Origin of the sequence: Clostridium sp. (assembly GCF_016650035.1) — a bacterium.
GTDB lineage: Bacteria > Bacillota > Clostridia > Clostridiales > Clostridiaceae > Clostridium_AD.
This window is the reverse complement of record NZ_JAENWM010000050.1, coordinates 1-13,693: the sequence shown is the minus strand read 5'-3', so window position 1 is coordinate 13,693 and position 13,693 is coordinate 1. Positions and strand designations below refer to the sequence as shown.

13 protein-coding genes are annotated in these 13,693 nt (G+C 29.7%); 10 read left to right on the top strand and 3 right to left on the bottom strand.

The features are described from left to right. Window positions 1-22 precede the first annotated feature (22 nt). Window positions 23-919 carry a LysR family transcriptional regulator gene (locus JJD95_RS12430; protein ID WP_291643349.1) on the top strand — a complete coding sequence of 299 codons (897 nt, stop codon included), beginning with the start codon at window positions 23-25 and terminating at the stop codon, window positions 917-919. Here JJD95_RS12430 and JJD95_RS12425 read toward each other — a convergent pair. Continuing rightward, window positions 916-1,134: a sulfurtransferase TusA family protein gene (locus JJD95_RS12425; protein WP_291643348.1), complete on the bottom strand. Its 219-nt coding sequence runs from the start codon at window positions 1,132-1,134 to the stop codon at window positions 916-918. The two genes, JJD95_RS12430 and JJD95_RS12425, sit on opposite strands and share 4 nt — an antisense overlap. 127 nt (window positions 1,135-1,261) lie before the next feature. Here JJD95_RS12425 and rffA point away from each other — a divergent pair, with 127 nt between their 5' ends. The 6 genes from rffA to JJD95_RS12395 are packed head-to-tail and all read left to right on the top strand — an operon-like array spanning window position 1,262 to window position 6,948. Then, window positions 1,262-2,407, top strand: a complete 1,146-nt coding sequence (rffA, locus tag JJD95_RS12420; protein WP_291643347.1) for a dTDP-4-amino-4,6-dideoxygalactose transaminase — start codon at window positions 1,262-1,264, stop codon at window positions 2,405-2,407. Window positions 2,408-2,409: 2 nt separating this feature from the next. Beyond that, the gene (locus JJD95_RS12415) at window positions 2,410-3,147 is read left to right on the top strand and encodes a glycosyltransferase family 2 protein (RefSeq protein WP_291643346.1); all 738 of its coding nucleotides are present in this window, start codon (window positions 2,410-2,412) and stop codon (window positions 3,145-3,147) included. A 34-nt stretch (window positions 3,148-3,181) separates the two neighbouring features. Beyond that, window positions 3,182-4,411, top strand: a complete 1,230-nt coding sequence (locus tag JJD95_RS12410; RefSeq protein ID WP_291643345.1) for an ATP-grasp domain-containing protein — start codon at window positions 3,182-3,184, stop codon at window positions 4,409-4,411. Window positions 4,412-4,443: 32 nt separating this feature from the next. Further along, window positions 4,444-5,421, top strand: a complete 978-nt coding sequence (locus JJD95_RS12405) for an ABC transporter substrate-binding protein (protein WP_291643344.1) — start codon at window positions 4,444-4,446, stop codon at window positions 5,419-5,421. Further along, window positions 5,411-6,196, top strand: coding sequence for an ABC transporter permease (locus JJD95_RS12400; RefSeq protein ID WP_291643343.1), 786 nt, complete (start codon window positions 5,411-5,413; stop codon window positions 6,194-6,196). Before JJD95_RS12405 ends, JJD95_RS12400 begins: the two co-directional genes overlap by 11 nt. Beyond that, window positions 6,193-6,948 (top strand): ABC transporter ATP-binding protein, encoded by a 756-nt coding sequence (locus JJD95_RS12395; protein WP_291643342.1) that lies wholly within the window; start codon window positions 6,193-6,195, stop codon window positions 6,946-6,948. The genes JJD95_RS12400 and JJD95_RS12395 overlap by 4 nt, the downstream gene beginning before the upstream one ends. Window positions 6,949-6,961: 13 nt before the next feature. On the opposite strand, the gene JJD95_RS12390 is transcribed toward JJD95_RS12395, so the two are convergent. Beyond that, window positions 6,962-8,521, bottom strand: coding sequence for a glycosyltransferase family 39 protein (locus tag JJD95_RS12390; RefSeq protein ID WP_291643341.1), 1,560 nt, complete (start codon window positions 8,519-8,521; stop codon window positions 6,962-6,964). A gap of 294 nt (window positions 8,522-8,815) precedes the next feature. On the opposite strand from JJD95_RS12390, the gene JJD95_RS12385 reads away from it, so the two are divergent. Then, on the top strand, window positions 8,816-9,730 hold the full coding sequence (locus JJD95_RS12385; RefSeq protein ID WP_291643340.1) for a sulfurtransferase: 915 nt from the start codon (window positions 8,816-8,818) through the stop codon (window positions 9,728-9,730). Window positions 9,731-9,925: 195 nt separating this feature from the next. Beyond that, on the top strand, window positions 9,926-10,891 hold the full coding sequence (locus tag JJD95_RS12380) for a rhodanese-like domain-containing protein (RefSeq protein WP_291643339.1): 966 nt from the start codon (window positions 9,926-9,928) through the stop codon (window positions 10,889-10,891). Window positions 10,892-10,914: 23 nt separating this feature from the next. Here JJD95_RS12380 and JJD95_RS12375 read toward each other — a convergent pair whose 3' ends face one another. Continuing rightward, a complete protein-coding gene (locus JJD95_RS12375) occupies window positions 10,915-11,718 on the bottom strand; it encodes a 3'-5' exonuclease (protein WP_291643338.1) in 804 nt (267 codons plus the stop codon). A 226-nt stretch (window positions 11,719-11,944) separates the two neighbouring features. Here JJD95_RS12375 and JJD95_RS12370 point away from each other — a divergent pair. Continuing rightward, window positions 11,945-13,693 (top strand): DNA topoisomerase III (locus JJD95_RS12370; RefSeq protein WP_291643337.1); only part of this gene is annotated, 1,749 nt, incomplete at its 3' end.

Sequence of the window (13,693 nt, the reverse complement as noted above, 5' to 3'; positions counted from 1 at the left end):
ATATATATCAAGAGGTGTAATTATGCATATAGAATGTTTTCAATATTTTAATGAAGTAGCAGTATTTAAAAGCATTTCAAAGGTTGCAAACAGTTCTCATATTTCACAATCGGCATTAAGCCAACAAATACAAAAACTAGAGGATAGTTTAGGTTATAAACTCTTAGAAAGAAGTAATAGAGGAGTAGAACTAACAGAGGAAGGTAAAATCGTTCAAAAATATGGGGAAAATATTATAAGAACTTATAATAAGATGGTAGAAGATTTAAACAATTCATATAAGTCAAATGGTATCATAAGGATAGATTCTTGTTATACAATAGCAACCTATGCTTTGCCTTGTACAATGTATAGTATTAAAGAGAAGTTTCCACATCATAATTATAAACTAACTACTAGTATGTCAAATGATGTAGAAGAAAATATTTTAAATAATATATGTGATCTTGGATTTATTTATGGTAAACCAAAGGATAGTTCTCTGGAATACTTTAAAGTTGGCATAGATAGACTTATGCTAGTTTCTTCTCCAAAGTTTAATAATCCGGTAAAAATTCAAAGTGAAGAATTAATAAAAAACTCTATTATTATGTTAACTGATAAATCAGAAATAGAGGGAAAGTTGGATAAATATCTAAAAACCATAGGACATAGTTTTAAAGAATTAAATATAATGTTCTACCTTGATTCCATAGAGTCTGTTAAATCGTTAGTTCTTAATGAGAATTCGATGTCGTTTTTACCTTATATATCCATAAAGAAAGAACTATATAGGAAACAGCTTATGGAGACCGAAATTGATGGATTGGATATGAAATATGAAGTATATCTTATAAATAGGAAGAATGTTTATAAAGATAGTGCGGTAAAAGAATTTATACAATACTTTAAAAAAATAGGCAAAAATAGCTTTTGCTAAAGTTTCGTTATGATAATTTCCCATATGCCATTCATTACTTCATCGAATTCAAGTTGTAAGTCTTTTCGAGTGAAATGGTTTTTTATTGATTCAGCAACGCAACTATGGTCTGTTATAACTTTTATTGAATCATTAGTTTTTGCTTTTTTTAATGCTTTTTTTATTTTAAGAACTGGAATTGGGCACATATCACCTAAACAATCTATTGTATTCATTACAATAACCTCACTTTACTTAATCAATTACTTGTATATATATATAATAACCTAGTAGTTACATGAATATCAACATAAACTATTATAATAACTTTTAAAAATTATAAATTTGAGTGGTGACAAAACAATGAAAATACCTTTTAATAAAATATATTACGAAGGAAAAGAATTATCATATATTGAAGATACTATGAAAAGAGGATGCATAAGTGGTGACGGATACTATACGCAGCTTGTAACCGAGCTACTTCAAAAAAAATTCATGGTAGAAAAAGTATTAATGACTACTTCAGCCACTCATGCCTTGGAGATGGCAGCAATATTAATAGACATAAGGCCAGGGGATGAAGTTATAATGCCTTCATTTACTTTCCCGTCAACGGCTAATGCTATAATGTTACGTGGTGGGATTCCTGTATTTGCTGAAATACAAGAGAATACCTTGAATATAGATCCTATAGATATAAAAAATAAAATTACAAACAGAACAAAAGCTATATTGCCAGTTCATTATGGAGGCGTAAGTTGTGATATGGATGAAATTATGGATATAGCAACAAAAAATAATTTATTTGTTATTGAAGATGCAGCTCAAGCAGTGAATTCAAAATATAAGAATAAATTTCTTGGAACCATAGGACATATTGGCTGTTATAGCTTTCATGGAACTAAAAGTTATGTTAGTGGCGAAGGTGGAGCTATAGCAATAAATTCTAATAATCCCGATTTAATAAAGCGGGCAGAGATTATTAGACAAAAGGGAACTAACAGGAATGAATTTCTACGTGGAGAGGTAGACAAATATAGTTGGGTGGATATAGGATCAAGCTATGTACCATCAGATGTTTTGATGGCTATGTTGTATGCGCAAGTCCAAAAAATAGATGAGATAAAAGCAAAAAGAAAAGTAGTAAATGATTATTATAACAAAAGCATTACTAAGTATATAAAAAGTGGAATTATTAAAAATAGTACATATATTCCAAATGATTGTGAATCTAATTATCACTTGTTTTACTTGGTATTTCAAAGCGAAAAAGTAAGAGATAATGTAATATATAAGCTGAAAGAAAGAAAAATTGATGCAACAACACATTTTATGCCACTTCATTCTTCTAAAAAAGGAATAGAACTTGGGTATCATATAGAAGATTTGCCTATAACTGAAAATGTGTGTAAGTGTTTGCTTAGATTACCTATGTATACAGAAATGAGCAACGATGAAATGAATTTTGTTATAATCACGTTAATACAAATTCTTGAGGAGATATAAATATGCGGCAAAGCATATCAGTAGTAGTACCAGTTTATAATAGTGAAAATTCACTAGAAAAATTTTATGTGGTTCTTTCAAAGGAGCTAAATAAGATTTGTGATCATTATGAAATAATTATGGTTGATGATGGAAGTATTGATAATAGTTATGAGAAAATGAAAAAGTTACATAGTAAAGACTCTAGAGTTAAGATAATTCAGTTAGATGGAAATTTTGGTCAACAAAATGCATTAATGTGCGGATTTCATTATTCAACAGGTGAATATGTTGTTACTATGGATGATGATCTGCAACATCCACCTGAAGAAATTTATAAGTTAAAGGTAAAAATAGATGAGGGCTATGATGTAGTTTATGGCATTCCTATAATAAAACAGCATTCTGCTTATAGAAAAATTGGTTCGAAAATGACTGATTATATGTTTAATAAAATATGTTCAAAACCTAAAAACATCAAAGTTAGTAGCTTTAGAATAATAAGAAAAAGTATTGTAAATAAGATAATAAAGGATAAAATTTCTTTTGTATATATATCAGCAATAACTTTTAAAAATACCAGAAGCATTTCTAATGTAGAGGTAAAACATAATGTACGAAAATATGGAAAGTCCAACTATAATGTTTATAAGCTCTTAAAATTATATATTAAATTATACCTGTATTATTCAAACTATAAGATTTTTAAGATTGTTACTTCATCTAGGAAACAATTCAGAATAAAGCATAAAAAATTATAAAGGAGAACTCGCAGCTCCTAAGGAGATGATTAACTTGAAATTATTAATACTCGGGGGAGGAAATTGTCAACTAAATGCTATTTTACGTGCAAAGCAAAAGGGACATACTGTTATAGTTTCGGATTATTATGAGGATGCCCCAGGAAAAAAATATTGTGATTATAGTGAACTTGGAAGTACATTTAGTATAGATGATAATATTAACATTGCAAGGAAATACGATATAGATGGGATTTTAACACTAGGTACGGATCAACCGGTTTACACTGTAGCCAGCGTTGCAAAAGAGGCGAAACTTCCTAGTTTTCTTGATTTAGATACAGCGAAAGCAGTTACTAATAAAAAGATTATGAAAAATATATTTAAATTAAATTCGGTGCCTACAGCTAAGTTTGCATTTTTAAAAAGTGATTTTAAAGACTGTGATTTAGAACATATGTGTTTTCCTGTTGTAATTAAGCCGTTGGATAGTCAGGGGCAGAGGGGCGTATATAAATTAAATTCAATAGCACAGATTAGAGAATATTTTGATGATGTGCTCAGTTACTCCAGACAGGAAGAGGTATTAGTTGAAGAGTATTATGAAAATGATGAGATCACAGTGAGTGGTTGGGTAGAAAACGATAATACTCATGTACTTACTATAACGGACAGGGTTACCTATGATAATTATCCAAGTATTGGGATTTGCACTGCTCATGATTTTCCATCAAAACACTTTAAAAATTATGCGAAAGAGATTATAGAAATATCAAAAGATATAGTGAAAATCTTTAAAATACATAATGGACCTATATATTTTCAAATGCTTATTGGAAAAGAGGGAATAAAGGTTAATGAAATTGCCTGTAGAATAGGCGGTGCTTATGAAGATGAATTTATACCTCAATTAACTGGGATAGATATATTAGATATGGTTATTGATTATTCACTAGGTGAAAACATTGATTATACGAATCTTAGAGAATATGAAGTATTAAATAACAATAAAAAACTTTCAGTTCAATTACTTTTTGCAAAGCCAGGTACAATTAAGTCAGTAGAAAATTTAACTAAAGTTAGAAATTTGCCTGGAGTAATTAATTCTAAAATTAATTTTAAACCCAGTGATGAGATAAAAGAAATTACAAATGCTACCCAGAGGGTTGGATATATGATAATCGAAGGGGATAACCACAAAGACTTAAAGGACAATATAGATAGAGCATTTGATAACATAGCAATATATGATAAAAATAATAGTAATATGATTATTAAATTTTAAATTATTATAATAACAGGGAGAATGTAAATATTATGAAAAAGAATTTTTTTATAAGAAATATAATTATAGTAAGTTTAATTATAGGTATATTAGCTTTAATGGGATGCTCATCTAAAAATGATTCTAAAAATAGCATTAGTATTGCAGAACAATTTGGGCTAGCATATGCTCCACTACAAATAATGAAAGAAAATAAAATATTAGAAAAAAATTACCCCGGGGTTAAAATTGATTGGAAGCAGCTAGGGAATACTGCGGCCATTCGTGAAGCAATGTTATCAAACCAAGTAGATGTGGGATTTATGGCTATTCCGCCTTTTTTAATAGGATTAGATAAGGGGATGGAGTGGAAGATAGCTTCTGGATTATCTGAGAGCCCAGTAGTTCTAGTTACAAATAGTGAAAATATAAAATCAATAAAAGATTTTTCCAAGAGTGATAGGATTGCACTTCCGCAACCAGGAAGTGTGCAACATATGCTGCTGGCTATGCAGTGTGAAAAGGAATTTGGAGATGCTAAGAAATTGGACAATTTACTTGTGACGTTAGCACATCCAGATGCAATGAATGCGTTGCTTTCAGCAAAAGATATTACAGCACATTTCACTACACCACCTTATTTGTTTAAAGAGTTAGAACAAAAGAGTATTCATCAAGTATTAGATGGCAAAGATGCTATAGGTGCAGATTTCACATTTATTGTTGGGGTAACAACAAAAGAGTTTCATGACATAAAGCCAGAGTTATATAAGGCCTTAGTAAGTTCGATAAAAGAGTCAATTGTGTTTATGCAAAATAATCCGGATAAGTCTGCGGAGATATTGGCGAATATTTATAAACTTCCTAAAGATGAAGTTCTTCAATATATAACTAATAAAGATATGATATATACGGATGAGGTTAAAGGCATAAATGAGTTTGCAAAATTCATGAAAAAAAATAATTACATTTCAAAAGAGTATAATGATAAAAGTAGCACAATGTGGGAAGATGTTAAGTATGAAAAGTAAAATATTAAATAGTAAAATATTTAGAAAATTATTCTGGAGTATTATCTTAATTATTATATGGCAAATAATATATGCATCGGGAAAATTTTCTCCATTAATTTTTCCGTCTGTTTTAGAAGTAGTAAGTTCCTTATGTAAATCTATAGCTAGTGGCGAAATTATATATGGAACCATATATTCATTAGAGTTAATACTTAAGGGGCTTAGTGTAGGTTTAATTTTGGCTGTTATTTTATCATCGCTGGCAGTGTTATTTAAACCATTTAGTGGTCTTGTAGAAACATTAGTTAGTATTGCGCACCCGCTTCCAGGGATTGCGTTACTGCCTTTAATTATATTATGGTTTGGGGCAGGTGAGATATCTATTATTTTTATTATTGTTCACTCTGTGGTTTGGCCCTTAGTCTTAAATTTACTAACTGGATTTAAATCAATTCCTAACATATATAAGCAAGTTGGAAATAACTATGGTCTTAACTCTTTTGAAATTATAAGGTACATAATGATTCCAGCATCAATGCCTTATTTTTTAACTGGGATGAGGATATCCTGGGCAAGATCTTGGAGGGCGCTTATAAGCGCAGAAATGATTTTTGGGGCAGCTGGTGGAAAGGGAGGCCTAGGCTTTTTTATTTTTAAAAATAGGGTATTTATGGATATAACCGGGATATTTGCAGGGTTAATTGTTATAGTGGTAATTGGAATGATAGTTGAAGATTTAATTTTTGATAAGGTAGAAAAAGTGACTATAAAAAAATGGGGAATGACAATATGATTCTTGAAATGAAAAATATAACAAAAAACTTCATTCAAAACGGTAATAAATTAGAAGTTCATAGCAATATGAGTTTTAGTGTTGTTGAAGGTGAGTTTCTATGTGTAATTGGGCCCTCAGGCTGTGGTAAATCAACGCTATTAAAGGAATTAGCAGGTTTCGAAAAAGTAGATTCTGGCTTTATTACTCTGAATGGAAATGAGATTTCTAGACCAGGAATAAACAGGATTATGGTATTTCAAGACTTTGACCAGCTTTTTCCTTGGAAAACAGTCTTACAAAATGTTGTTTTTCCTTTGAAGGTAAATAAAATTGGTGGTTCTAATAGGGAAAGAGAAAATATTGCAAGAAAGTACATAGATATGGTTAAGCTAAATGATTTCTGTGATTATTTTCCTCATCAACTCTCGGGTGGAATGAAACAAAGAGTAGCTCTTATTCGCGCTCTTGTTATAAAACCTAAAATATTACTCATGGATGAACCTTTTGGGAGTGTGGATGCACAGACTAGAGATGAGCTTCAACAAATGCTTTTATTATTACGAGAGAGTATTAATGTAACTATCATTTTTGTAACTCATGATATTAATGAAGCTATTTTACTTTCAAACCGTATTCTAGTAATGGGCGCGGCGCCTTATAACATCAAAAGAATAATTAAAAATAATATACCCTTCCCAAGGAAAGATAAACATCAAGAAATTTTTGATATGCATGAAAAATTAAATGAATTAATGGAAGTAAACTACTAATCATCTATTATAATTAGTAGTTTACTTTATATATTTTTACAGTCCAATCTTTTTCATTTATGTATCTAGCTATTCGGACTCCGTAAGTTTTGCTTCTAAGCTCATTAACTAGTGTACAATTATTTTTGAGAAAGTGTTTCATTTCATCATAATAATAAAGATTGCCATAAAATGCATCCCATCTAGGGCTTTCACTATTAATAATATCCATTTCTTCTGGGTAAATAATAAACTTAATATCATATTTTAAAATATAGTCTTTGAAGGTCATATTATTTTCTTTTAAATATGCTAGATTTCTATAGTCATGTAATTTACCATTATGGAAATAAAATTCAGAATTTAAATTAGCTAAAACTATATCATCTTTTTCAACTGTTTTTGATATATTATTCAGATAATTATTGTAATCTCCATTTATATAAGGATATATATTAGTGAATGTATTCATTAAAATAAGTAAAGCTAAACCAAAGGCTACAATATATTTATAATGTGTTGATAAATTTTCTAGTAAATACGCAACTAAAATATAAAAAAGTGGAAACTGAAAAATAATGCTGGTTTGATTATATCTACCAATTAGTATAATACCTATATTTAAAAATACAATTGATAAAAGAACACTGATTATTTTTTGGTTTTTTATTTTATCTTTCGTAATGAAGAGTTTCAATATAGTAATTATGAAAGAGGATATAAAAATAAAAAATTGTAACTTAATATTAGGAGTATAATAGGTGCCACTTATACCATAATAAAGTTTTTCGTAAAAATATTTAAATTCACCTATTTTACCCGAAAGTGAATAGTGTACATTGAATTGTTTCCCATAGTTAAAGTAATCATTAATAAAATTAGGATTAAAGGAGAAACTTAACAGTACAAATATTCCACAAAAAACTAATAGTGGAAGGCAATAAGCCATAAGGTTAAAAAGTTTTAACTTTTTATCAAATAACATATAATACAAGTAAATAGCTATAAATGGAAGAGCTATTATAAAACTATTAGGGTGTACACCTATGCTTATGCCAATAATACAACCGAGAATTAGGTCCTGTTTAATTGTATGATTATAAGTGTTTTTATAAAAGAAGTACAATGAATAAATGAAAACAAATAAAATAGCAATTTCTTGCCTTGCAAAATGAGAAGCATATATAAACTGAATGTCTATTGCTAAAAATATTGTAGCTATAGTGGATTTTATGGAAGAATTAAAAATTTCAACACATAGCTTATAAAAATAATATAAAGTTAATAAACTAAAAATTAAGGAAATTAATCTAACACTAAATATATTATAGCCTAGAAGCTTAATAAAAATAATTTGAATAATATGAAAGATTATTTTTATTGCATGAGGATTTCGTGGATATAAGTCGAAAAACGTCTCAGTTGATGATAAATTTTTAGTTTGAAGAATATTTCTAGATAAGCCACTTAGCCAAGACTCATCAGAATGAACAAAGGGAAATTGAATTAAAAGGCTAAGACTCACAAGGAAATAGATGAATAATAATATAATTAGTATTTTGTTTTTGCTATAAGTTTTTTTTATAAATTTCAAAAAATTCACCTCAAATTAATAAAGAATTTTATATATAATGTTTATAAATTATAACATATATTTAACATCAGATATAAATTAATTAGAGTATAATAGAAATTAACATATTTAATAAACCAACTCCTTTAGTCGTCGAAATGTCAGATATCTAATAATTAAATACAATATTAAAAACTTTTATATCCAACTCTAAAACATATAAAGTATAATGGATATGTTATGTATAATATTTAACAAACTTTGGAACATTTGTAGTGTTTAAATTTATTATATAAAAAAGAATGGGGGATAAAAATGAAATCTATTTTAAGATTATTTTCAGTAGCAATTATTTTATCATTAGCAATTTTAACAGTAGGATGTGGAACTAGTAATTCCGGAAATGAAATTATTAGTGCAAAACAGGCGCTAGAATTAGTTAAGAAAGATAATGTAGTTTTAGTTGGTGTTCAAAAACCTGAAACAACACTTTATGATGATGAACATGTGAAGGGTGCTGTAAAGATTGATCTTAGTGATGTTGTTATTAATAATCCAGTTGCTAATATGTTAGCACCAAAAGAGCAAGTAGAAAAAGTAATGGGTAAGCAAGGAATTTCTAATAACACAACTGTAGTAATATATGATACTAACAATAATATGGATGCTGCAAGAGTGTGGTGGACTTTAAAAGTTTATGGACATGAAAATGTAAAAGTAGTTAGTGGTGGACTTGCAGCACTTAAAAATGCTGGTGCAGAAATTACAGCTGAAGTACCAGAGATTGTCACTACAGAATATGTGGCTATGGATAAAAATGAAGACATGATTGCTGGATTAGATGAGGTAAAAGCGCAAGTTGAAAATCCAGATAAGAACACTATATTACTTGATACTAGGTCAAAAGAAGAATATGAGGAAGGAACAATTCCAGAATCAGTGCTTTTAGAGTATATTAATAATGATTATAGTGATGGAACTTATAAACCTGTTGAGGTTATAAAAATACAATATATAGAGAATAATATAAAAGCTAAAAATGATATAATAATGTATTGTAAAACATCAGTTAGGGGAGCTCAAACATATTTGGCATTATACAATGCTGGATATAGAAATCTTAAACTATATGATGGTGCTTGGGTAGAATGGTCATCAAAGGGAAATTTACCGGTTCAAAAAATGGATTCAGATCAATCAGCACCAACAAAAACACAAGATGCATCATAGAAATTAATATAATAAATAGTTAGATACTTAATAGGTGTCTGACTGTTTTTTTTTATGTAAAATATATGTTTACAGAATGTACATATAACTTTATTTAATGCAGCATAACAAATTCCATAAACGAAATCGAATATATGTTTGATATAATAAATTTGTTAATAAAATCACATAAAATAGGAAATAGGGGGAATTAAAATGAAGAAAAGTAAAATTTTATCTAGTTTAATAGCTTTAACAATTGCAGTATCACTAGTGGGTTGTGGAAGTAGTGCTAATAGCACAAATAATGCTACTAAAGATGCTCCTAAAACAGAAGAAACAACGAAAGCACCAGAAAAAACAGATGTTGTAGCAGAGGTAGCTAATGGTTACTTTGCAAATATGCCTGATGATAATTATAAAATCTCTGAAAAAACTTTTGTTGAACAAGTAAAAGCAGAGGAAGATATGTTTATTTTAGATATAAGACAAGCAGATGTATATGCTGAAGGACATATTAAAGGAGCTGTAAATGCCCCATGGGGAACAGCAATAAGTGATAACTTAGATAAATTACCAAAGGATAAAACAATAATGGTTTACTGTTACACTGGACAAACTGCAGGACAGACAGTTGCATTATTGAATATGGCAGGATTTAATGCAAGATCAGTAAATTTAGGATGGAATTTAGGTATATCTAAAGTTGACGGAGTAGAAGATGTTACAGAAACTACATTAAACGATTTTGCTGATGTTGAATCTATAGAAATAAAACCTGAAATTAAAACTGCTATAGTAGATTATTTTAATGGTTTAGCTACTGTTAAAGATACTGATTTTGCTAATTATAAAATTAGTGAAGAAAATGCTAAAAAATTAATAGATGCAAAAGATGATAGTATAGTAGTTCTTTCTGTAAGAAGTGCTGAAGATTTTGCAAAAGGACATATTGATGGAGCAACAAATATTGCTTGGGGAAAAGGAATGCAAGAAAATTTCAGTACATTACCAACAGATAAGAAGATTATAGTTTACTGTTATACTGGTCAAACAGCAGGACAAACAGTTGCTGGTCTAAAAATGTTAGGATATGATGCAGTATCACTTAATGGTGGTATGGGTACAGATTCAAATGCTCCATCTGGATGGGCTAATAATGAATTTCCAGTAGTAAAATAATACTTAAAAGAACCTCTAATTTATTAGAGGTTCTTTTGTGTATTATTTAGGCTTTTATTAGAGGTAGGCGGAACTTTAACTTGAAATTGATTTGTCTTACCCATAATAAAAGCTAATTTAATTATAGATTTTTCTTCCTTCGTGATTTTTCTCTTAAACATTTTTTCGAATTGATTCATTAAACTAAGGAAATCGGTTTTATATTTTTGATTATTTAATCTGTTTAAACTTGTGTTTTTGTGAGGAGAATATATCTTAGGTTTAATTTCACTTCTATAAATTTTCTTAAAAACTTCTGCGGTATAATATGCATCATTAAGTGCATTATGGAACTGTCCTTCAAGGGGTATATCTAGCAAAGTAGCTGCATTATTTAGACCAATATTAATCCCTTTTTTGCAATTAAGGTGTTTACAAGCATAGGACTGAATGTTTATATATTCTAGGGGCATGAGGGAGGTGTCTAATTCATAGTATTCTATGTTTCGAAATAATTCTTTTATGTCTGCCATTCCCCAAACGCCTAGTATACTGGAATCAGATTGAATAAATTCTGCAAGTTCTTTATACATTTCTTTGAAGGATTTACCACTATTTAATTCATTCATTGTTATTCCCGTAAGCTTTTGGACAAAGGGATTAAGCCTAGTATATATTTCTGGTTTTACTAATATATCTAGGAATCCAATTTTCTCGAAATCTTTATTTAGTTTTATTGCACCTATTTGAATTATTTCAAAAGGGCATTTAGGGTTTATTATGTTTTCAGTTTCATTTTCAAAATTGTAGCCTTGATTAAATTCTAAATCAAATATTATATAATTCATTTTATTACCTCTAAACTTATTTTTATTATATATTATATCATATCATTTATGGCTACAAAAAATACCTTTGCTACTACGTCTAAATAATAAAAAATTGAACAATGTGTGCAAAGTAGTTTATACTATATGTAGTATATATAGTAAGTTATAGTGTTTTTTGATATATACGTTTTAATAGCGTTACTTGAAGCAGAATAATTACAACACAAGAAAGGAAGTTTTATATATGGGAAAGATATTAGTTTTAGCAGAAAAACCATCAGTAGGAAAGGAACTTGCGAAAGTTTTAAAGTGCACTCAAGGCGGCAATGGATATTTAATGGGACAAAAGTATATTGTAACTTGGGCCCTGGGTCATCTTGTTACACTAGCGGGTCCAGAGGATTATGATCAAAAATATAAAAGCTGGAAAATGGAAGATCTTCCTATGTTGCCAAAAGATTTAAAATTAGTAATTATTAAGGAAACCTCAAAGCAATATAAAGTAGTGCACGAGCTTCTTAAAAGGGCAGATGTAGATGAGCTTGTTATAGCAACAGATGCAGGACGTGAAGGAGAACTAGTAGCTCGTTGGATAATTCAAAAGGCAGGATTTAAAAAGCCGATAAAGAGGTTGTGGATATCCTCTCAAACTGAAAAAGCAATAAAGGATGGATTTGCTAACCTAAAACCAGGAAGAGATTACGAAAACCTATTTTGGGCAGCACAATCAAGAGCAGAGGCAGATTGGCTTATAGGCCTAAACGTAACTAGGGCATTAACTTGTAAATATAATGCTCAATTATCAGCAGGAAGAGTACAGACGCCTACGTTAGCGCTTATTGTTGATAGAGAAAATGAAATAAAGAAATTCGTTGGAAAAGATTACTGGACGGTAAATGGTAAGCTAAATAATTTTACAGTACATTGGTCAAGCAAAAGTGGAGACACGCGGACATTTGATAAGCAAAAGGCAGAAGATGTAGTCAGCAGGGTAAACAATCAAATGGGTACTGTTGTGGAGGTAAATAAAGCATCTAAAAAAGAACTCCCACCACTTGCATATGATTTAACGGAGCTACAAAGAGATGCAAATAGAAAATTTGGGTATTCTGCAAAGCAAACTCTTAATATAATGCAGAAACTATATGAAACCCATAAGATATTATCATATCCAAGAACAGACTCTAGGCATATTACCACAGATGTTGTAGCAACGCTTCTCGACAGATTAAAGAGTATAGCCATAGGACCATATGAGAAAGCTGCTAGGACCATAATAAAAGGTAGAATTCATACTACAAATAGATTTGTGGATAATAGCAAGGTATCAGATCATCATGCTATAATTCCTACAGAGGAGCATGTAGATTTATCAAGACTAAACAAAGAAGAAAAAAGCATTTATGACTTAGTTATAAAAAGATTCTTAGAAGTTCTAAGCCCAGCTTTTGAGTATGAGCAAACTACTGTGAAAATAAATGTTAAGGGTGAAAGCTTTTCTGCAAAAGGAAAAATAGTTAAGTCAAAGGGCTGGAAAGAAATAAGCAGTTCTGAGGGCAGCGAAGAAAAAGATCAATCACTTCCAGAAATAGACAAAGGGGAAGCAGTTAAGCTAACTTTAGTTAAATTCGAAAGTGAGAAAACAAAACCACCTGCTAGGTATAATGAAGCAACGTTGCTAACAGCTATGGAGCATCCAGGAAAAGATATCCAGGATGAAAGTCTTCGAGAAGCTTTGGATAATACTTCAGGACTAGGGACTTCTGCAACAAGAGCAGATATAATTGAAAAATTATTTAACATTTTCTATATGGAGAGAAGAGGTAAAGAGATTTTTCCTACCTCAAAAGGAATACAGCTAATAGGGTTAGTACCACAAGAATTAAAGTCCCCTGAGCTTACTGCTAAGTGGGAAAAACAGCTTCAACTTATAAGTAAAGGAAAAGCTAATTCCATGAATTTCGTAAAGGATATGAGAGAATATGCAGTTAAG